Source organism: Algoriphagus sp. Y33 (assembly GCF_014838715.1).
Lineage (GTDB): Bacteria > Bacteroidota > Bacteroidia > Cytophagales > Cyclobacteriaceae > Algoriphagus.
In genome coordinates, this window is sequence record NZ_CP061947.1 from 3,741,329 (window position 1) to 3,761,214 (window position 19,886).

Sequence of the window (19,886 nt, forward strand, 5' to 3'; positions counted from 1 at the left end):
TGGTAAATGTTTTTTTGTTGCCATTTTCAACTTTTGCTTATTCATTTAAACAACTAAAAAAGATGAGCAAAAAGATCGTATTAATAACCGGAACAAATAGTGGTTTTGGCTGGCTTACCGCCCACAGTGTTGCCGCCTTAGGACACCACGTATACGCCACGATGCGCGATACCGGGGGCCGTAACGCCGATAAAGCCAAAGCCCTTGCTGCCATTGCAAACGTGACCGTTTTGGACGTTGCCCTGACCGACGACGAGAGTGTGCAGCAGGCCGTCGATACTATTTTGGCCAAAGAAGGAGCTATTGATGTACTGGTGAACAACGCCGGTTACGCCATGTCCGGTGTGGCCGAGAGTTTTACCACAGTCGATGTGCACACTACATTCGATATAAACGTTTATGCCCCTTGGCGAATGATTAAACAGGTACTGCCCGCCATGCGTAAACAGGCCGATGGACTGATTATTAACGTGACCAGCGGCTTCGGGCGCGTATCATTCCCGTTCGCTACCATTTATGCAGCCTCAAAGTTTGCATTGGAAGGGATCAGCGAGGGCCTGCATTATGAGGTGAAACGTTTGGGCATTGATGTGGCTATTGTTGAGCCGGGTGCTTTCCCTACCGAAATGCAGCAAAAGAACAATCCCGCATCTGACCAGGGGGTAATTGAGGGGTATGGTGCCATTGCCGATATCCCTAACAAAATGGTAACCGCTTTGGGCGGAGAGATGCAGGCTAAGACCCCTAACCCGCAAGATGTTGCCGATGCCGTTGTAAAACTGATCAGTGCCTCAAAAGGAACCCGGCCATTACGCACCGTGGTGGACCCCATAACCGGCCAATACATTGAAGCCGCCAACCAGGCCATAGCCGAACAGTTTGCCAAAGGGTTGACGGTGTTCGGTATGGGTGAATTATTATAAACGCAGCAAATATAATGTAACGGCAGTGGCAAGGGCTACTGCCGTTTTTTGTTTTGCTGCTGTTGTTAAACCCGCATTATGCATTAGCATTTCTACGCCACGGCGTACAAGTTATTGCCACCAATAATTGCTTCAAAATCAGTCACTTCGTTGCAATTTTCGACTTCACCATATCCGCCGCGGTGGACTCAGTCTTCAAACAGCCTGATTTTATTACAATTAATGGTCTCTTAACGAAACCTAATGCAGAATCCGGGTTAAAGCATACGGAGATCTGAGGCCGCAATAGCACCACGTATACTGATACTGCATTGATCAGTTCAACGTTCCCCGATATTCTATTGGTGTAAAGTTGGTTTTTAACTTAAAAAGCCTGCTGAATGACTGAGAGTGTTCAAAGCCGGGGAGAAAGGCAATTTCGCTGACGGATAATGCTGTGCCGGATAATTTTTCTTTTGCGGCTTCGATCAGCTTATCCTGAATGTGCTGGTATGCTGCCTGATCAGGTCGCTGAAATATTTAAGGGTAAGGTTGAATTTGGCTGCTATTGCCCCTACGTTAGGCACACCCTGCTCCGGGATGGCATCAGTATGTATCAGATCGTCGAGGTACTTATCAAATTTGGTAAGCAGGGTATTGTACTTTGATTTGCCCGTCAGGAACTGCCTCGAATAAAAACGGTCAGCATAGCTCAGCACTAATTCGAGGCTGGAAATGATCACTTCCTGCCTATGCATGTCTAAGGCCTTTAGGCCTCCTTTTCAATCTGCTTGAAAACATGCTCTATGAATGCCTCCTCCTCAGACAGGATCAAAGATTCCGTTACCGCATATTCAAAAAAACTTTACGACCTGATCTTGGCCTGCAGCGAGGTTCCCTTAATATAATCAGGATGGACCAGCATTAAAAACCCTTAGGGCGGGATCACTTCACCGGCCTTAACAAAAGTTGTTTGGGGGCGAAAAAAGACAGGACTCCTTCGTCAAAACCGAACTCAGACTGGCCCTAAATCATTTTATTACAGCAGCCCTTTTTAAAAGTTATCTGATAAAAATCTGCACTGACCTTCACACCGTCCTCAAGCTCGATAGCCGGAAAATCCTTAAATTGGAGAACAGTAAACAGCGGGTGTTTCGGTTTGGCAAAGCCTAACTGTGTATGTAATTCAGCTAATGAATCGATATGTAAATGCGGCCTGCTATTATTCTTCATAAGCTTAACCTTTTTTGTTCATCCGTTTGTTAAAGGTACTGGCGGAGCTTGCTGCGATCACCAAATTGGGGATCAAGGTAATCAAAGCAGTATCCATTTCTTATAATTTATAGGGCAAAGATCATGACAGGATCCAAGTATTTTGTAACTATAATGCCTGAACTTGTAACCAAATGGCTGTAGCCGGTTCATCGGGTTTGCCGAACTGCTAAGCATGATCTGCTACATAAAAATGTCGTAAGCTTATCAAGCGGTATATCTTGGATAGCGAACAATCTAAAAAGCCGCATTGCTTCCACTAATGTAAATTAGTTAAGCTGAAAGAAAAATTCATTCAGGCTCCGCTCTATTGCTTATGCTTAAAAGTCAGCTTAGAATGTCCGGGTTTTACTAGCTGAGAAAACAGGAGCAGGTTTAGTTTACTATGACAATGGCTGCTAACTGCGAACATTAAATGTATCATCCACCGCCAATGTAACCAAAGTTTTTCGACTACTTTTATACATTAGAATATACCGTCTGCGTATCTACTATAATTAATACAACGCCGGATAAACTAACTATTGACAAATAGTTAGACAATTCTATTTTAGTACTTTAAGGCAAAACAACTTAATTAACGTCAAGTATGATAATTAATCAACCTATCCATATTTTCGCTCCTGATGTATTGGAATCCAAAGACCCTTCCGCAGGCTATTTTGCGGCTGTAAGGCTTGAGGAATTTTCGGCGGAAAGTTTGGCAGCGACCGCTTCTTACAGCCGGAAAGACTTTTACAAAATATCTTTAGTAACCGGCAACACCTCTTATTTTTACCAGGGAACAGAATACCGGTTGAAGGGAGATGAATGGGCGCTGGTTTTTACCAACCGTGAAGTTCCGTACCGTTGGGAGGTACATGAAGGCATTTGCAGCGGCTACGCCTGTATGTTTACGGAAGATTTCTTGCCGCTGCACACGCACCTGCGCCCTGCAGATTGGGCAGTATTCAACGGAGAAACACAATCTGTCTTTAAACTGAACAAATCTGACGAATTGCATTTTAGCGGCCTGTTCCAAAAAATGCTCCACGAGCAAGCGTCTACCTACGCATATAAGTATGACCTTTTATTCCTATACGTGCTGGAATGCATCCATGGTGCACTAAAGTTGCTACCCGAGCCAGAGAATAAAAACTCCGCCGCATCAGCACGCCTGGCCAATTCCTTTAAATCTTTACTGGCTGGTCAGTTTCCACTGGCTTACCCCAACCAGCAGGTCAGCTTACGCACTCCGCAGCAATTTGCAGAAAAACTGGCTGTGCATACTAACTCCCTTAACCGGGCATTAAAAGAAGCCACAGGAAAGACTACCACGCAACTTATCAATGAAAGGCTGATGCTTGAGGCCCGTGCCTTACTGGTCCATTCCAACTGGGCCATCAGCCAGATCAGTAATAGCCTCGGGTTTGAAGAGCCCACACATTTTGCCAGAGCATTCCGGGCTTATTCGGGCCAGTCCCCATCTTCATTGCGGCAGCTGTTTGATTAAGGTCGGTATTGGTTTGCCCATGGTTAAAAAAACAGGTGTTTTAGCACCTAATTTTGTATTGTAAATAATTAAACGATACACTATGAAAACATGGTTGATAACCGGAACATCTACCGGTCTGGGCAGAGTACTTACCGAAAAGTTACTGGCAAAAGGCGATCGCGTTGTGGCTACTGTTCGCAAGCCCGATGCCTTGGATAAATTGAAAAAAACCTATCCTGAAAATTTATGGGTAGCCGTACTGGATGTAACTGATACTGCGGCTATCAAAACAGTGATCAATCAGGCATTTACAGATTTGGGACAAATAGATGTCGTGGTCAACAATGCAGGATATGCCTTATTCTGCTCAGTAGAAGAGGCCAGCGACGAGCAAATTGTCCATCAGATCAATACGAACGTTATCGGCTCTATCCAGGTCATCCGTGCCGCATTGCCATACTTTAGAAAGCAGGGTCATGGCCGAATCCTGCAACTTTCATCAGCAGGCGGGCAAACTACGTATCCTAACTTTGGATATTATCACACTACCAAATGGGCTGTTGAAGGTTTCTGCGACACCATCACCAAGGAACTCGCACCGTTGAACATTGGTGTTACCATTGTTGAACCCGGCGCACATCATACCTCATTTGGCGCGGGCATGACGACCGCACCTGCCATGGAAGCGTACGAGAACACACCGGCCGGTGACGTAAGACGCGCCATTGCCGCAGGAACATTCCCGATAAAAGGCGATGTAGATAAGTCGGTACAAGCGATGATCGACAGCGTGGAAACTTCGCCGGCACCACTGCGCTTGGCACTGGGCGGTGATGCCTACCGTGATATGCGGACAGCATTGGTTTCCAGGTTGGAGGCACTTGATGCGCAGAAAGACCTGGCGCTGGCCAGTGAGAGGGGTGATGAATAATACCGGACACACCATTCCCTGATTTGGATAAGTCCGCTTGCACCAAAGAGCCTACTTTTATGCCATAAAAAATGTAAATGATGACACTGACAAAAGGATATGCAGCGCAATCGGCAGAAAGCCCCTTAGCACCCTGGCAATTTGAAAGACGCGACTTAGGTGCACACGATGTACAGATCGAGATCCTGTATTGTGGCGTTTGCCATACCGATATTCATTTAACCCGCAACGAATGGTTTCAAGGTATTTTTCCGATGGTTCCCGGTCACGAGATCGTCGGGAGGATCATCGCAGTAGGAGCACACGTTACAAAGTTCAGCTTGGGTGACCTTGGTGGTGTAGGAGTTATTGTGGATTCCTGCCGCGAATGCGAGGACTGCCGGAACGGACAGGAACAATTTTGCACCGTAGCACCGGTACAAACCTACAACAACTTGGGGCATGACGGCTTGCCGGCATATGGTGGCTATTCCGATTCGATAGTGGCCCATGAAGATTTCGTTCACCACATCTCGGAAAAACTGGACTTGGCGGCAGTAGCACCGTTATTATGCGCCGGTATCACTACCTTTTCACCATTGAAAAAGTGGAACGTAGGTAAAGGGCATAAACTGGCGGTTGTTGGCCTGGGCGGCTTAGGGCATATGGGTGTTAAATTCGGTCACACATTAGGTGCTGAAGTTACAGTGATCAGCACATCACCAAACAAGGAGGCCGCAGCCATAGAACTGGGCGCACAACATTTCATTATCTCCAAAGATGAGGCACAAATGAAGGCTGCATTCAAAAGCTTTGACTTTGTACTGGACACTGTAGCCAGCAATAGCGACATTAATCCGTACCTCAATATGCTTAAAACCAACGGCGTTTATATTAATGTAGGCCTGCCGTCGAAGCCCTGGGAAGTAGCTTCGTTCTCGCTGGCTGTAGGTAATAAGGTGATTGCCGGCTCGGGTGCGGGCGGCTTGTCAGAAACTCAACAAATGCTGGATTTTTGCGCCGAGCATACTATTGTTTCTGATATTGAATTGATCGACATCAAAGATATCCATACCGCTTACGAACGCATGCAGAAAGGCGATGTCAAATACCGCTTTGTCATAGATATGAAAACCCTGTAAATTCAAATAAGTGAAACAGCCGCATCTCATTAATTCTATATCCGAGCAGCACTGGCTGCTCGGTTTGCCCAAGCCAAAGCATCCGATGATTAGTGTTTTCAGGCATGAACACACCCGTTATGATAGCTTAGTGGAATTGCAACATTTCACGCTGAACTTTTACTGCATCTCGCTGAAAAAGGACTATGACGGTAAACTTAGGTATGGCCAGCGGCATTATGATTTTGATGAGGGCATGATGGCTTTCATTGCACCTAATCAACTGCTGATGAAGCTGAATCCCGGTTCCAAACCACCCGGCGGGATGACGCTCATGTTTCACCCCGACTTTATCGCTAATACGCCGCTTGCCGCTAAGATCAGAACCTATCATTTTTTCTCTTATGAACTCAATGAAGCACTGCATTTATCGGATGATGAAGAAACGGTCATTGAAGGATTGTTCAGCAACATTGATAGGGAGTACCAGACCAGCATTGACGGTTTTAGCAGGGATGTAATGATCGCACAGATAGAAGTGCTGCTGCAATACGCCAACCGTTTTTACGCCAGGCAGTTCATTACCCGTAAAGTAGCGAACGATGAGATATTGATACGGTTGGAAAACTTATTGGAAAAGCATTTTAACGATCAGCAACTGGCACGAAACGGCATACCTACCGTACAATACGTTGCAAGGGTACTTAACGTTTCGGCGGATTATTTAAGCGATATGCTACGCGCTATCACCGGCCAGACCGCCCAGCAACACATCCACGCCAAATTGATTGACAAGGCCAAAGAGCTCCTGACAACTACCAATATGCAGGTGAGCGAAGTGGCGTATCACCTGGGCTTCGAATATCCGCAGTCGTTCAATAAATTGTTTAAGAATAAAACTAACATGTCGCCGTTGGAATTCAGGTCCAGTTTTAATTAGCCTGTTATTATCAGATTATTATATAAATATGCAGACTCCAATTTGTTCAGAAGATTATGCATTTAGACGAATTGGTGGAAAATACAAAGGAAGAATTATATGGTATCTCCATAGGAAGCAAATAATGCGTTACGGAGAGCTTCGAAAACCACTGACTGACATTACCCCCAAAATGCTTACGCAGACCCCAAGCTAGATGGAGGATGATAATCTTGTGGCTACATTCTGAAGGCAATTCGGTTGGGGTGCCAATGTTATTATTTTCCCTTTTCAGACTTTCTAATAGCTATGCTTAGGATAATTACAGTCTGATTCTCAGAATTATTCGCAAAACCCAGCTATCTCGGCCCTGATATTCCCAAAGTGCTTTTTTAAACTCATAAAATCTCCCTCTTCCACCATTTTTTTATCTATTAAAGAGCTGCCCATCCCCACTCCAAATGCACCTGCCTCAAAAAACGATCTGATATTAAACTTGGATATTCCGCCTGTAGGAAGCAATTTGATTTGATCTAAAGGGCCTAGTATATCCTTGATAAACTCCACCCCCAATTGTGTGGCAGGAAACACCTTGACAGCTGAAGCTCCCAGCGACCATGCTTTATATATTTCCGTAGGAGAATATGCTCCCGGAAAAATCGGAATATTCTCATGTACCGCATGCTCAATTACCAGCTCGTCAATAATAGGCGTTACGATAAACTGCGCTCCTGCATCAAGTGCTTCCCGATGATCTTCCAAATCACATACCGTCCCTGCTCCTATATTCAGTGAGGGGAATTTACTCCTCAAGGCAGAAATCATTGAAGCTGCTCCCTCCGTATTCATCGTGATTTCCAATGTTGTCAGGCCAGCCTCCCCATATACCTGAGCTATTTCCAGCACTGCATCAAACGATTGACCCCGTATAATCCCCACAATTGGTGCTTTATGATACCGTTCCCAAAAAACTGAGTTTGAATTTTCCATGTGATTTATATTTTCTTTTCCCGACTAAATAACCGCTTGATTTTACAAGATAAAAACTACCTCCTGAACTTCAAGGAATATAATGCGATGCTGTATTTTTCATCCCTTTTAGGTTAGATGCCATCTTCTCAGTCGTAGCAAAAGCTACAGAACGGCCTTTTTCATATCATCTTAACACTGAGATTACATTGGGACTCAAAACTTAGGTATTTTTACTATTTTATTAATAATGCACTGATAATGAGTTCAAATGGAGGTTTTAACTTTCCATCAAAACCAGTATTGTGAAAACCCAATTCAAAACGATAGTAGTATCCGATGTACATTTGGGTACCAAAGGCTCCAAAGCCAAAGAAATCGCTCGGTTTCTTAAGCAGTATAACTGTGAGAATCTCATCCTGAACGGTGATATCATCGACGGCTGGCAGCTCAAAAAGTCAGGCTCCTGGAAAAGGAAGCATACCCGCTTTTTCAACAGAATTCTGAAAATGATTGAGAACCACAGTACTAAGGTATACTACTTACGTGGCAACCACGATGATTTTCTGGATCAGATTCTTCCATTTCAAATGGGGAACCTCTCGATCCAAAAAGACATGATCTATGAAAGCCATGGTAAAAAATACTTCATCACTCACGGTGACGTGTTTGACAGCATCACTACCAACCTTCGCTGGATAGCCTACTTGGGAGATATTGGCTATACTTTTTTGCTATGGCTGAATAGTGTGGTCAACCATTATCGGATTAAACGCGGGCTCCCTTATTTTTCTCTCTCACAATATGTTAAAGGCAAAGTCAAGTCCGCCGTTTCCTACATCGACCAATATGAGGAAGAACTGGCAAAAATGGCTAAAGCTAAGGGTTGTGACGGAATCATCTGCGGACACATTCACAAACCCGAAAACAGGGTAATAGACGGTATTCAATACTTGAATTCGGGTGACTGGGTGGAGACCATGAGTGCACTGGCAGAAGACCACGAAGGGAATTGGCAGCTTATCTACTACAATGAAATCAATTTCAAAGAAGCTTATGACGATAGTCTACAGCAATTTTTCATCGGCAAACAGGAGACTACAATGGTGCGTATGAGAGAGGTTTCCTTTACCAAGCCAACTGATGATTTGGAATCGCCGTCCATTACTTCCATCCAATGAAATCGAGCATGACATAACCGACACGAGGAGGAATGATTATCTGCTATGCGAGATTCCATATGACCATTGAAAAAAAATATAAACAGATGAAATCGAGCATGACGAAGAACGTCGCACACCGGATGATTATCATGGCGAGATTCCATATGACCTCTGAAAAACAAATTTTAATCATATGAAATTTCTCTTTATCGTCCAAGGCGAAGGGCGCGGTCATATGACTCAAGCCATCGCATTCTCCCAAATGCTAAGAAAACAAGGTCATGAATTAGCTGGAGTTATTTTGGGAAAAAGCAAACGAAGGACTATTCCCGAGTTTTTCTCCCGAGAAATATCAGTACCGGTTCATCTAGTGGACAGCCCCAATTTTGCCTGCGATAAGGATGATAAAACAATCTTAATCAGTAAAACCATCCGAACAAACTTTGCAAAGTCAGGTACCTTTTGGCGAAGTCTTCATCAAATCGACAAAATAGTCACGGATGAAACTCCTGATATCATTTTGAATTTTTATGACTTATTGGGAGGTGTTTACAACGCCTTTTTCCGTCCCCGTGCCACTTATTGGGTTATCGGCCATCAGTATTTAATCTATCATCCTGAGTTCAAATTTGCTCCTGCGAAAGGGTTAAATAAGTTCTTTTTCAAGCTCAATACCCGAATAACTGCTTTGGGAGCAACTGAAAAACTTGCGCTTTCATTTTATGAGTTAAAGTCTACAGACAAAATTACCGTAATGCCTCCGCTGCTGAGAGAGGAAGTAAAAAACATGAAGCCCATGTCAGGTGACTTTTTCCTTACCTACATAGTCAATAGTGGCTACGGCACCGAAGTTCTCTCTTACGCTAAGTCAAATCCCCATCTTAAAATACGGGCATATTGGGATAAAAAAGATGCGGCTGAGACTGAGCATCCCTTACCAAACCTGAGCTTCCATAGAGTTCATGACAAGAATTTTCTTCGAGACATGGCTGCCTGCAAAGGTCTTGTAAGTACTGCAGGTTTTGAATCCATTTGCGAAGCAATGTATCTTGGAAAACCCGTAATGGTAATTCCCTTACAAGGACAATATGAACAGGCTTGCAATGCCGTGGACACGGCACATTCAGGAGCCGGAATAGCCTCGGACAACTTTGATTTCTCAAAGCTTGAAAACCTAATCCAAGCGCAATTTAATACTGGGAATTCTATTCAGCCCTGGATAGAAACATGGCCTGAAGCACTCCTACAGCTAATCCCCGAAACAAAAATAACTGAGCGGGATTTTATCTTAACCCTGCCACTTTCTTAAGATTACTAATAATCTCCCATAAGTTGGTTTTAACCAAATCAGCAACCCAAGTTCTGCCTTTCTTCTTCAGTAAGGTCTTTGGCTAATTTGAAAGAATCCAAGCCATTTTTTGATATTCTTACATAAGGAGAGTATGGATGAGTGGGGGCTGCTGTCTGTTGTTTTTCCTCCAAGGGCAAAAGGGCATATTGCTTTTGAACCTGCCGGTACTGGTCCATGCTCAAATGCTGTTTCCAGCTCGATTTGTTAATATAATGCTCTCCGTCGTTCCTGTTCAATTCGTAAGCATTCAATTGCCTGTCATAAGCCAACAATTTCTTTGATCTCCCTGTTATAGAATGAGGAGTAGGAAATTGTAATTTCTCTGATTCGGTGAGGTTTTCCCACATTTTGTAAATCACCTTTCCATTCTGTTCAAGCTTCAAATAAGGAGCATAAGGATGCTTTGGCTTACCTATCTGTCGTTTTTCGGACTCAGAAAGCCTAAGGTATTTGCCTGATAAGTCCAAAAACCGAGACATCAGTTGGTTTTGCTCATCTTCTTTTTTTCTGATGAAATGTGCCCCTTGATCGAGACTGGATTTATAGTCATTCATTTCTTTTACATAGCTATCATACGATGCAAAGGGATTGATCATTTGAGAAATAGGCTCTTTTTCTTTTTTCGCCCAAGGCTTACCCGCATTCACTCTCCTAGCTGCAGGATATATATATAGTTTGTGAGCTGGAGTGAACGGTTTGCCAAAATTGGATTTCGAACCATACGTCCTCTCATAAGCCTCTTCACTATATATATTCACCTGATGCTCCTGAGGGAATCTTTCGGAACGGGCATTTTTGTGTACATAACTATCATGAAAAAAAACTATGTCAGAAATATTCAAGTCTTCCAACTTAGAATTAGGAATAACCTTACCATCAAACCAAAGGGCAAAATCATCTGAGTTTTTCCATGCCTCGAATTCACTTAATGAAGGTGAGTTTCTCTTCGGAGATTTTGGAGGATTATGCAAAAAAGACTTTTCGATTTCAGTCAATCCTTTGTAAGCTTTTGGTTTTAAATTACCTGATTCATCTTCGACAAAAATAGAAGCATTTCTGTAATATTCTTCCTTCTCCTCAGGCTGAGCGACTATACTTCCATTCACTTGGGCTGCACCTGCTATTCGATAACTATCGGATTCATCATACTTACCTTTTGAATCATCATTTACTTCCTGATCGTTGGAAACAAAGTGAATTTTACGGATATCCAATTCCCTTAATACTTCCTGAAAATCGCTCAGATCTCCCATTGAAATCCCTGGATCCGTCACCAAGTTAATCTTTACAGCATCCAATGAGGTTTCTGTCTCAAGAATCAACTCCTTTACAGTTGCTAGATCATACATTTCACTTTTATAAAGAATTTCACCATTTGGTCTTAGCGTAAAGGTCAAGTCAAAATCCATTTCTTCTAAATAACTTAGATTTGAATTGTTTACATAAACCTCACTCTCCAGGATTGTGCCATCAGCTTTTGCCGTCACTCTTTCACTAAAAACGTAAACCAACGCTCCCAGCACCGGAACCAAAGCAATCACCTTGATCCACGTATTCAAATTCTTTGTTTTTCTCTTCATCATTTCAAATCGTTTTTTGGTTAATGAAAAATTCAAACTGCTTACCAAACCATACTTTTGGCCGGAAAGCATCATTGCCAGCAGTTGGCTCTCGTATTTTTCCAGTGAAGTAGTGCGCAATGCCACTTTATCTGCTATAAATTCATGATTGAGTTTGATGCTTGCCTTCGCCCAATAAAGCCCGGGATGAAACCACAGCGGCACCATCAATGCTTCAATAAATAGGATATCCCAGCTATGCTTTTCCTCTACATGCGTACGTTCGTGATCGAAAATAGCCTCGGTAAACTTTCCGCTTGAAAGATCCGACTCAGCTACGAAAATGTATTTCAGAAAGGAATAAGGGAGCGACTCTTCTTGGAGCAAAACTAGAGTTTGCCCTCTATAAATAATCTTTACATTTCTCTGAATCCGGTTGATAAGAATGGTGATATTCCGGACAAAACGAAACAAAAAAATCAACGAAATCAGACTGTAAACACCAATCAATAGGTATTTCCGGTCCAATTCAGATTGGACTTCTTCTCTTTCAGTAAAGACTGGTGTTTCCTCTATGTGCGTGGAGCTAATAGACTCAGTGTAATATTCCCCCGCATTCACCTGAGCTGACTCTTCCAGAATTGCTTCTTTTACTGTCTCGGGCACTTCAATCGTAAAAACCGGAACAAGAAAGGACACTACCACAGAAAACAGCAGGAAAAATCTATTGAACCTGTGCATTGCTTCACGCTGCAAAAGCAATCGGTGCACAAGAAGCAGAATAAGCAAGCAAGCTATGGCTTTCAGAAGGTAGGCTATCATTTTTTCTGATTTAACTGGTCTTCAATAATATTTTTAAGAGCTAATAATTCCTCTTCAGAGAGTTCTGTCTTTTTGGTGAAAAAGGAGGCAAACTGTGCCGGTGAATCATTAAAGAAGTTTTTGATCAAGCCTTTCAGATGCTTGGAAAAATAATTTTCTTTAGAAACCAGCGGAAAATATTCCCGCAATTTCCCCCTGGCCTCATAGCCCACAAAGTCCTTATCCTGCATTCGTTTCAACAACGTGGAGATTGTGGTGGATGCCGGCTTAGGATTAGGATATGCATCCATCAGATCTTTCATAAAAGCCCGCTTCATTCTCCACAAATGATTCATCAGTTCTTCCTCTGCCCTAGATAGTTTCATTACCTTTGAGTTAAATTACATCTACAAATGTAGAACAATAAACTACATCTACAAGTGTAGATCAAAAATTTTGGGTTATTTTCTGTAAATTGTGGGAAGAGCACAGTAAGATCCGGGAACATCAAGTGTGAATTAGAACGTGATTAAAAGAAGCCATTCATTCAACTAGGTCCTCTCTAACTATCATAAAGTGTCAAAAATCCCGTTTCTAGTCCCGTCTCTATAGAAATAGGATAGCTGAAAACAGAAAAACAGGGCTAATAAAAGCGCAAATCGAATCCCTTGTAAAAAATCTCTGTGCGATCAACAAAGACTTCCAGAAAAAGCTTGCATGCATTAAAACTTCACAGACAGAGATGAAAGGGCTACTTTTAATGGTGAGATCATTGGAGATCTGCATCCTTTTCTACGCTGACTCTTGAGGAATTATTTCAGACTTTCAAAAAACCTTGATTCACAGAGTCATCAACAATTGAACAGAAATGGTGTTTAATTAACAAATCATAAAATTAACCACAGAATCTCTAAACGGATCTCGGTTTTTCGAGCTATAATTAATAGAAATTGATAATTTCGAAGATTGCCCTATATAGAATTACATGTCAGCTGAGAATATACGATTACAAGAAGATAGAAATCACATCAAACATTGGAAGAAGTGGGGACCTTATCTCACTGAAAGACAATGGGGAACGGTAAGAGAAGATTATAGTCCCGATGGATCGGCCTGGGAAAATGTGACTCATGACGATGCCCGGAGTAAAGCTTATCGATGGGGCGAGGAAGGAATTGGTGGCATTTCGGATTATAAGCAGAAATTTTGTCTATCCTGGGCATTTTGGAACGGAAAAGATCCTTTTATAAAAGAGCGCCTCTATGGCTTGACAGGAAATCAAGGAAATCATGGTGAGGATGTAAAGGAAATCTATTACTACCTAGATTCTACGCCCACACATAGCTACATGAAGATGCTCTATAAGTATCCTCAAGCAGAATTCCCCTACCAGAATCTTTTGCAAGAAAACAGCAGAAGAGGCAAACTAGATCCTGAATTTGAACTGATAGACACCGGGATATTTGACGAGGATAAATACTTTGACATCTTCATCGAATATGCAAAGCAGGATGTGGAAGACATCATTGCGGTAGCGACGATCCATAACCGTGGCCCTGAGGAAGCTAAAATTTGGGTAATGCCTACGTTATGGTTCCGCAAGACCTGGTTTACAGGTCACGAGCCATTTATGCCCAAGCTATCTAAAACAGACACCAATACTATCAAAGCTTTTAATCCAAAATCAGGCAATTATTCCATTACTTTTGATGGAAATCCCGATCTGAAATTTTGCGATAACGAGACTAACAGAGAAAGAATATACAACATTGGCAATGAGAAAAAATTCCTCAAAGATGCAATCAATGACTTTGTAGTTCATGGTGATTCCAGTCATCTCAATCCTGCCAACAAAGGCACGAAAGCCGCCGCAATCTATGAAATCACTATCCCAGCAGGTGAAAGCAGACAGGTAAAACTCCGAATGCAGCATCAAGTAGAAGATGACACACTTGAAATCTGTGACACCTGTCTGGAGCAACGCAAAAAGGAAGCAGATGAATTCTATGCCAATATCCAGGAAAGAGTCACCGATGCGGATTTAGAGAATATACAGCGTCAGGCTTATGCAGGTATGATGTGGTCCAAGCAATTTTATTATTATGATGTGGAACGATGGCTGGAGGGTGACCCAGGTCGATACAAACCTCCCGTAGAGCGAAAAAAAGGGAGAAACAGCAATTGGAGACACTTGCAGAATTATGATATTATCTCCATGCCTGATAAGTGGGAATACCCTTGGTATGCGGCATGGGATTTGGCGTTTCATGCCATCCCAATTGCAAGGATAGATCCTGAGTTCGCCAAGAATCAACTTCTCGTCTTACTAAACGAATGGTATATGCATCCCAATGGTCAGATTCCGGCCTACGAGTGGAATTTTTCCGATGTGAACCCCCCTGTTCACGCGTATGCTGTTCAGCGAATTTACCAGATTGACAAAAAAGCCAATAACGGTGTAGGTGATCATGAATTTCTCGAGCGTGCTCTTCATAAATTGATGATCAACTTTACCTGGTGGGTGAATCAGAAAGATAGTGATGGCAAAAACATCTTTGAAGGAGGTTTTCTGGGACTGGATAATATTTCGGTATTTGACAGAAGCCATGCACAGAAATACCACGGCAAATTAGAGCAGGCCGATGCTACCTCATGGATGGCTATGTTCTCTCTGAATCTCCTGAGAATTTCCCTGGATTTGTGCGAATTCAATACCGTCTATCAATTCACTGCCACTAAGTTTCTGGAGCACTTCCTATACATCGCAGGTGCCATGAGCAATATCTCCGAAGAACATATTTCTCTGTGGGATGATGAGGACAATTTCTTCTACGATGTTTTTCATATTCCGGGCAAAGAATCCAGCAAAATGAAGGTGCGTTCTATTGTCGGTTTGATTCCACTTTTTGCCGTGGAACCAATTCGGGAAGATCTTTTTGCAAATCTCCCGGAGTTTAAGAAACGATTGGATTTTTTCCTTCGGGAAAAGCCAAAGTTGGCCGCACTTGTATCTAGCTGGATCCAGCCTGGCTACGACAAACGCAGATTATTTTCTCTTTTGAGAGGGCACAGAATGAAAAGCGTGCTGCAAAAAATGTTGGATTCGGACGAATTCTTAAGTGATTATGGAATCAGATCGCTTTCCAAATATCACGAGAAAAACCCTTATTCCATGAAAATCGGGGAGGAAATACTATCCGTGAAATACACGCCTGGGGAATCCGACACGGTGATGTTTGGAGGAAATTCCAACTGGCGGGGGCCAATTTGGTTTCCCATAAATTTCCTGCTCATCGAATCCTTAAAGAAATTTGACTTTTACTATGGAGGGGATTTCTCCATCGAGTATCCTACAGGTTCGGGCAAATACATGACGATGGATATCATCGCCAAAGAACTCTCACTACGATGCATGCGGATATTCATGAAAGACGAAAATGGTAACAGACCTGTGTACGGAGCCAGTCATAAAAAATATCAGGAAGACCCGCACTTCAAAGATTACATTCTCTTCTATGAGTATTTTCATGGAGACAGCGGCGCAGGCTTGGGTGCATCCCACCAGACAGGTTGGACAGGATTAGTAGCAGAGATGATTCACAAGTTTTATAAAATCAGAGAAGACAAGGATCATGATTCTAAAACCCTTTTTAGAAGCTAATAGAATAGAAGCCGGATGTGACGAAGTTGGGCGAGGCTGTCTGGCTGGCCCAGTAGTCGCGGCGGCAGTGATTTTACCCACCGACTATGCCAACCCCTGGATCAATGACTCAAAGAAGCTGCGCAAAAAACAACGGGAAGAGCTGATCGAAGAGATCAAAGACAAAGCCTTAGCTTGGCAAATCGCTGAAGCGAGTGTGGTGGAAATAGACAAGATCAACATTCTGAATGCTTCCTTTCTTGCAATGACCCGGGCGGTACAAGGTCTAGGCGTATTACCTGAACATCTATTGATCGATGGCAACCGGTGGAAATCCCAGTTAACGATCCCACATACCTGCGTGATCAAAGGCGATGGAAAATATTTCAGTATCGCAGCAGCTTCGATTTTGGCAAAAGTTCACCGGGACAAATTCATGGAAAAGCTGGCAGAAGAATACCCACATTACGCATGGGAACGCAATGCCGGCTATCCTACCAAAGCTCATAGGTCAGGAATTGAAGAATATGGAGACTGCATCTGGCACAGAAAGAGTTTTCGACTGTTGAGGGAGCAGACTAAATTAGCCTTGTGATTGAATATTAAATCTCTTTCATGATAAATAACATCATTACGGACTTCGTGAAGATTTTGTTGTCTCCGTGGTTTAATACGATATTAACTCTATGAACTGGATATTATTGATCATCGGTGGATTATTTGAAGTAGGATTCGCATCATGTCTAGGCAAGGCAAAGCATGCCACAGGAACGGCAGTGTATGGCTGGTATACCGGCTTTATCATTTGTCTGGCTATAAGCATGCTTCTACTGATCAAAGCTACTCAAACTCTCCCCATTGGAACTGCTTATGCAGTCTGGACGGGAATAGGCGCGGTAGGTACAGCCTTGGTGGGTATTTTCGTATTTAGAGAGTCAGCGGAATTCTGGCGGTTGTTTTTTATGGCCACATTGATTGGATCCATAATCGGGTTGAAATTTGTATCATCCCATTAAGCACTTTTTACTTTTACCTAAAATCAAAGTGACTCTAACTACTCGTAAGGATAGTCTCTTTGCATTCAAGCCTTATTTCCTATCTCCGATAGTCTTGTAAGAAACAAGAAAAAAATTATGGTTGAGCCTCACTATCAGGTGTGAATATTCTAATTAGCCCCAGCTTATGGAAAAGCAGGATAAGACTTCTCTTGCATGTAATAACAGTACATGCTATCGGAAAAATTTCTAGCTGGAAAGGGGGCGCATTCCATCCATATTATCATCCACTAGTTTACTTTTTTCTATTTCCTGTAGACTGCCATCAGCACGAATATCCGAAAGATCCAATCCCGCCAGTATCCCGGCGGTGCCTGTACCCATCCCCATTACTGTCCGCATGGCATCCTGCGTACTTACACTCAAAAATGTTATTAGCTCTTTCGGTACATGGTAAATATTTCCATTTGTGGGGTTTGGAGCGGTAGGTACAAAAACGGTGTAGAGTTTTTCACCAATTTGATCTGTAATAAAACCTGTCATCATGGTTCCTGATCTAAATGGATCCAAAAGCACAACTTCAGAAAAAGGAAGTTTTTTCAAACCTACAAACTGATATACTGTCTGGTGAATTAAATTATAAAGTGGAATTCTGGTAAGGTATTTCTTCTCAAAACTTTTGAAATAAACTTTTCCTACTTTATTACGAACGAGTAGGCCTATCAAGAAAATAAATGTACAGAAGATAGCTAGTGAAAGCAGATTGATCAACCAATGGGGGTCATCAGCACCCGGATCCAAAGCTGCGCTTAGGGGAGCTACAATTCCAAAAATAAAATTGAATACAATTGAAAGAAGGATTAAAATTATGGTAAGTGGAAGCAGAATTAAAAAACCCTGCAACAAGCTGTCTAAAATTAAACCTCGTTTAGAATTATACTGTCTTTCAACTGTGGGAAAAGGCTCTTTATTCATGGGGAGACTGGAGATATTTTTTAAAGTCTAGTTTTTAACCCGCATCATGCATTAGCATTTCTATTGCGACCATAATTGCTTCAAAATCAGTCACTGCGTTGCAGTTTTCGACTTCACCATAGCGGTGCTATGCCTCAGTCTCCAAACAGCCTGATTTTATTGCAATTAATGGTCTCTTAACGAAACCTAATGCAAAATCTGGGTTCAACCACAGTGGACAGGGAGGGTTTCAAGGAAAATACAGTCTGAAAATAATTTCCGACAAAGTTCAAATTTTTCAAAAGAGTAGCCTGCCTAGCCGAGACCGGAAACCCTAATTCACGAAAACTTTTTCTGAAAGTCGCACAGATCCTATTCATTAGAACTGTGCGACTAACGTGACTGTTGATCGCCTGTATGCTATCCTACTAAATCATGTTCTCTTTAAGAGATGCATTACCAGCGAGATCACTAGCAAAACCAAGAAAATGTAGAAGATGATTTGGGCAATAGAAGCTGCCCCGGCAGCTATTCCTCCAAAGCCCAAAACCGCGGCAATAAGTGCGATTACTAAGAAAATTAAAATCCAGCGTAACATAATTAAATTGGTTGATGGTTCGGTAACTAGTCCTAAAAAACCATACCAACCTCCCACAATGTGCCTATCCCCCTTTTTGGTACAACCATCGTGGCATGAAAGAATTACCTTGGGGAATGTCAACCCCAAAACCAGCAATAAAATTAAGCGCGATTTCATTCTCACGCACAGCCGGTTACATCTCAACTGGCAAAAAATAAGCCATCAGTTGAGCCTGACAGCTAATTTTCTATTGGTGATTGATTGCTACTTTTCTATTTAATCCTTTTGAAAACCAACTTGCCGGCTCCAGGCTTATCACTGATTGGCTCCAGCACCATGCGATCATCATCAAACTGAACAATTTTGGCTTGTCTGGTTTCTGCTCCCGCATGAATAGTCACTATATTATCACTGCTGATTTCTATTTTGGCCTTCTTCTGTACTACTTCCTGCCTCACATAATCTGTAAATCTCAGACTGTCTCCGGGAATAAAATTATACACGGTATTTTCAAGCCGGTTTTGGATTTTATATTCCAGTCCCTCACGCATGGCTGAATTTGAATTCTGGTACTGGGGAGAATTCCTCAACTGATCCATCGCGTCAAAGTGTACCAGTTGCCAAGAGCCTAATAGTTGCTGAAAACTGATTTGACTGGTTTGAAGAACAAACACAAATAAAAGAGAAGGGATAATGGAAAGAATCATACACAGGTTCAGGCAATTATTTTGCCGGAAAAGATAAATGTTAATCTTGGGAGCCTTCAGCCCTGAAGCATCTTGGAATTCAAAAACGGCAGCCATTCTTCTGCCTGCTTTTCGGCATATTCTGACAAAAAATAGGCTAAAGATGGCTTAAAAGGTTTAGTCTTTATAGTAAGCCCAACTTGCTCCGGACTTTTATCACCCTTCAGTACATTGCACCTATGACAGGCTGTGGTCAAATTGGTCCAGCTGGATTTTCCACCCTTGGACCGCGGTACCACATGATCTATGGTCAACTGTCTCTTGCTTCCACAATACTGACATTCACCATGATCTCTTCTAAAAAGATTTATCCGGTTGAGAAGTACTCCACGATAGGGAATGTTTTTATAATGATTCAGGCAGATCACAGCAGGATATTCAAAGCTGCGGCTGACAGTACGTATCTGAAGTAAATCATACACAGACAAGCAATTTGCCTTTTCCATTAAAAGTAGGACGATGGCTTTTTGTGGCGAAACTACCGCCACGGGAGAATGATCCATATTCAACACCAATACCCGCTTTTCCAT

General features: G+C 42.5%; 20 protein-coding genes. 10 read left to right on the forward strand and 10 right to left on the reverse strand.

Annotated features, from left to right (window positions below; genetic code table 11):
• Window positions 1-62: 62 nt before the first annotated feature.
• On the forward strand, window positions 63-923 hold the full coding sequence (locus ID165_RS14960; protein ID WP_192085683.1) for an SDR family oxidoreductase: 861 nt from the start codon (window positions 63-65) through the stop codon (window positions 921-923).
• Window positions 924-1,238: 315 nt separating this feature from the next.
• On the opposite strand, the gene ID165_RS27130 is transcribed toward ID165_RS14960, so the two are convergent.
• The 3 genes from ID165_RS27130 to ID165_RS14975 form a co-directional block, all read right to left on the reverse strand.
• A complete protein-coding gene (locus ID165_RS27130) occupies window positions 1,239-1,442 on the reverse strand; it encodes a helix-turn-helix domain-containing protein (protein WP_192351566.1) in 204 nt (67 codons plus the stop codon).
• Window positions 1,391-1,660: a hypothetical protein gene (locus ID165_RS14970; RefSeq protein WP_192085685.1), complete on the reverse strand. Its 270-nt coding sequence runs from the start codon at window positions 1,658-1,660 to the stop codon at window positions 1,391-1,393. The genes ID165_RS27130 and ID165_RS14970 overlap by 52 nt, the downstream gene beginning before the upstream one ends.
• A 268-nt stretch (window positions 1,661-1,928) precedes the next feature.
• Window positions 1,929-2,135 carry a hypothetical protein gene (locus tag ID165_RS14975; protein WP_192085687.1) on the reverse strand — a complete coding sequence of 69 codons (207 nt, stop codon included), beginning with the start codon at window positions 2,133-2,135 and terminating at the stop codon, window positions 1,929-1,931.
• Between the two features lie 628 nt (window positions 2,136-2,763).
• Here ID165_RS14975 and ID165_RS14980 point away from each other — a divergent pair.
• From ID165_RS14980 to ID165_RS14995, 4 genes are all read left to right on the forward strand, one after another.
• Window positions 2,764-3,666 carry an AraC family transcriptional regulator gene (locus ID165_RS14980; protein WP_192085689.1) on the forward strand — a complete coding sequence of 301 codons (903 nt, stop codon included), beginning with the start codon at window positions 2,764-2,766 and terminating at the stop codon, window positions 3,664-3,666.
• Window positions 3,667-3,748: 82 nt separating this feature from the next.
• On the forward strand, window positions 3,749-4,579 hold the full coding sequence (locus ID165_RS14985; protein ID WP_192085691.1) for an SDR family oxidoreductase: 831 nt from the start codon (window positions 3,749-3,751) through the stop codon (window positions 4,577-4,579).
• An 80-nt stretch (window positions 4,580-4,659) separates the two neighbouring features.
• Window positions 4,660-5,700 (forward strand): NAD(P)-dependent alcohol dehydrogenase, encoded by a 1,041-nt coding sequence (locus tag ID165_RS14990; protein WP_192351568.1) that lies wholly within the window; start codon window positions 4,660-4,662, stop codon window positions 5,698-5,700.
• 10 nt (window positions 5,701-5,710) lie between these two features.
• Window positions 5,711-6,619 carry an AraC family transcriptional regulator gene (locus ID165_RS14995; protein WP_225586765.1) on the forward strand — a complete coding sequence of 303 codons (909 nt, stop codon included), beginning with the start codon at window positions 5,711-5,713 and terminating at the stop codon, window positions 6,617-6,619.
• Window positions 6,620-6,940: 321 nt separating this feature from the next.
• Here ID165_RS14995 and ID165_RS15005 read toward each other — a convergent pair whose 3' ends face one another.
• Window positions 6,941-7,588 (reverse strand): bifunctional 4-hydroxy-2-oxoglutarate aldolase/2-dehydro-3-deoxy-phosphogluconate aldolase, encoded by a 648-nt coding sequence (locus tag ID165_RS15005; protein WP_192085695.1) that lies wholly within the window; start codon window positions 7,586-7,588, stop codon window positions 6,941-6,943.
• A gap of 284 nt (window positions 7,589-7,872) precedes the next feature.
• Between ID165_RS15005 and ID165_RS15010 the strand changes: the two genes are divergently transcribed.
• Both ID165_RS15010 and ID165_RS15015 read left to right on the forward strand, forming a co-directional pair.
• Complete coding sequence (locus ID165_RS15010; RefSeq protein ID WP_192085697.1) at window positions 7,873-8,748, forward strand: UDP-2,3-diacylglucosamine diphosphatase; 876 nt, start codon at window positions 7,873-7,875, stop codon at window positions 8,746-8,748.
• Window positions 8,749-8,923: 175 nt separating this feature from the next.
• Window positions 8,924-10,039, forward strand: coding sequence for a glycosyltransferase family protein (locus ID165_RS15015; RefSeq protein WP_192085699.1), 1,116 nt, complete (start codon window positions 8,924-8,926; stop codon window positions 10,037-10,039).
• 38 nt (window positions 10,040-10,077) lie between these two features.
• Here ID165_RS15015 and ID165_RS15020 read toward each other — a convergent pair whose 3' ends face one another.
• The gene (locus ID165_RS15020) at window positions 10,078-12,462 is read right to left on the reverse strand and encodes a M56 family metallopeptidase (protein ID WP_192085701.1); all 2,385 of its coding nucleotides are present in this window, start codon (window positions 12,460-12,462) and stop codon (window positions 10,078-10,080) included.
• Window positions 12,459-12,827: a BlaI/MecI/CopY family transcriptional regulator gene (locus tag ID165_RS15025; RefSeq protein ID WP_192085703.1), complete on the reverse strand. Its 369-nt coding sequence runs from the start codon at window positions 12,825-12,827 to the stop codon at window positions 12,459-12,461. Before ID165_RS15025 ends, ID165_RS15020 begins: the two co-directional genes overlap by 4 nt.
• Window positions 12,828-13,426: 599 nt before the next feature.
• On the opposite strand from ID165_RS15025, the gene ID165_RS15030 reads away from it, so the two are divergent.
• From ID165_RS15030 to ID165_RS15040, 3 genes are all read left to right on the forward strand, one after another.
• Window positions 13,427-16,102 (forward strand): glucosidase, encoded by a 2,676-nt coding sequence (locus ID165_RS15030; protein ID WP_192085705.1) that lies wholly within the window; start codon window positions 13,427-13,429, stop codon window positions 16,100-16,102.
• The gene (locus ID165_RS15035; RefSeq protein ID WP_192085708.1) at window positions 16,074-16,676 is read left to right on the forward strand and encodes a ribonuclease HII; all 603 of its coding nucleotides are present in this window, start codon (window positions 16,074-16,076) and stop codon (window positions 16,674-16,676) included. Before ID165_RS15030 ends, ID165_RS15035 begins: the two co-directional genes overlap by 29 nt.
• Before the next feature lie 91 nt (window positions 16,677-16,767).
• Window positions 16,768-17,097, forward strand: coding sequence for a multidrug efflux SMR transporter (locus tag ID165_RS15040; RefSeq protein ID WP_192085710.1), 330 nt, complete (start codon window positions 16,768-16,770; stop codon window positions 17,095-17,097).
• A 228-nt stretch (window positions 17,098-17,325) separates the two neighbouring features.
• Here ID165_RS15040 and ID165_RS15045 read toward each other — a convergent pair whose 3' ends face one another.
• The 4 genes from ID165_RS15045 to ID165_RS15060 form a co-directional block, all read right to left on the reverse strand.
• Window positions 17,326-18,051 carry a DUF502 domain-containing protein gene (locus ID165_RS15045; RefSeq protein ID WP_192085712.1) on the reverse strand — a complete coding sequence of 242 codons (726 nt, stop codon included), beginning with the start codon at window positions 18,049-18,051 and terminating at the stop codon, window positions 17,326-17,328.
• A gap of 412 nt (window positions 18,052-18,463) precedes the next feature.
• Complete coding sequence (locus tag ID165_RS15050; RefSeq protein WP_192351571.1) at window positions 18,464-18,628, reverse strand: DUF1328 domain-containing protein; 165 nt, start codon at window positions 18,626-18,628, stop codon at window positions 18,464-18,466.
• Window positions 18,629-18,882: 254 nt separating this feature from the next.
• Entirely contained in the window at window positions 18,883-19,317 is a 435-nt protein-coding gene (locus ID165_RS15055; protein WP_192085714.1) for a hypothetical protein, read from the reverse strand.
• A gap of 56 nt (window positions 19,318-19,373) precedes the next feature.
• Complete coding sequence (locus ID165_RS15060; protein WP_192085716.1) at window positions 19,374-19,886, reverse strand: HNH endonuclease; 513 nt, start codon at window positions 19,884-19,886, stop codon at window positions 19,374-19,376.

What these genes read in the sequence shown, in the direction of transcription:
- ID165_RS14970 (WP_192085685.1), bottom strand. Translation starts at nt 1,660, where the DNA reads ATGCATAGGCAGGAAGTGATCATTTCCAGCCTCGAATTAGTGCTGAGC.
- ID165_RS15055 (WP_192085714.1), bottom strand. Translation starts at nt 19,317, where the DNA reads ATGATTCTTTCCATTATCCCTTCTCTTTTATTTGTGTTTGTTCTTCAA.
- ID165_RS14960 (WP_192085683.1), top strand. Translation starts at nt 63, where the DNA reads ATGAGCAAAAAGATCGTATTAATAACCGGAACAAATAGTGGTTTTGGC.
- ID165_RS15020 (WP_192085701.1), bottom strand. Translation starts at nt 12,462, where the DNA reads ATGATAGCCTACCTTCTGAAAGCCATAGCTTGCTTGCTTATTCTGCTT.
- ID165_RS15005 (WP_192085695.1), bottom strand. Translation starts at nt 7,588, where the DNA reads ATGGAAAATTCAAACTCAGTTTTTTGGGAACGGTATCATAAAGCACCA.
- ID165_RS14980 (WP_192085689.1), top strand. Translation starts at nt 2,764, where the DNA reads ATGATAATTAATCAACCTATCCATATTTTCGCTCCTGATGTATTGGAA.
- ID165_RS15040 (WP_192085710.1), top strand. Translation starts at nt 16,768, where the DNA reads ATGAACTGGATATTATTGATCATCGGTGGATTATTTGAAGTAGGATTC.
- ID165_RS15030 (WP_192085705.1), top strand. Translation starts at nt 13,427, where the DNA reads ATGTCAGCTGAGAATATACGATTACAAGAAGATAGAAATCACATCAAA.
- ID165_RS15045 (WP_192085712.1), bottom strand. Translation starts at nt 18,051, where the DNA reads ATGAATAAAGAGCCTTTTCCCACAGTTGAAAGACAGTATAATTCTAAA.
- ID165_RS15025 (WP_192085703.1), bottom strand. Translation starts at nt 12,827, where the DNA reads ATGAAACTATCTAGGGCAGAGGAAGAACTGATGAATCATTTGTGGAGA.
- ID165_RS14985 (WP_192085691.1), top strand. Translation starts at nt 3,749, where the DNA reads ATGAAAACATGGTTGATAACCGGAACATCTACCGGTCTGGGCAGAGTA.
- ID165_RS15050 (WP_192351571.1), bottom strand. Translation starts at nt 18,628, where the DNA reads ATGTTACGCTGGATTTTAATTTTCTTAGTAATCGCACTTATTGCCGCG.
- ID165_RS15035 (WP_192085708.1), top strand. Translation starts at nt 16,074, where the DNA reads ATGATTCTAAAACCCTTTTTAGAAGCTAATAGAATAGAAGCCGGATGT.
- ID165_RS15015 (WP_192085699.1), top strand. Translation starts at nt 8,924, where the DNA reads ATGAAATTTCTCTTTATCGTCCAAGGCGAAGGGCGCGGTCATATGACT.
- ID165_RS14975 (WP_192085687.1), bottom strand. Translation starts at nt 2,135, where the DNA reads ATGAAGAATAATAGCAGGCCGCATTTACATATCGATTCATTAGCTGAA.
- ID165_RS15060 (WP_192085716.1), bottom strand. Translation starts at nt 19,886, where the DNA reads ATGGAAAAGCGGGTATTGGTGTTGAATATGGATCATTCTCCCGTGGCG.
- ID165_RS14990 (WP_192351568.1), top strand. Translation starts at nt 4,660, where the DNA reads ATGACACTGACAAAAGGATATGCAGCGCAATCGGCAGAAAGCCCCTTA.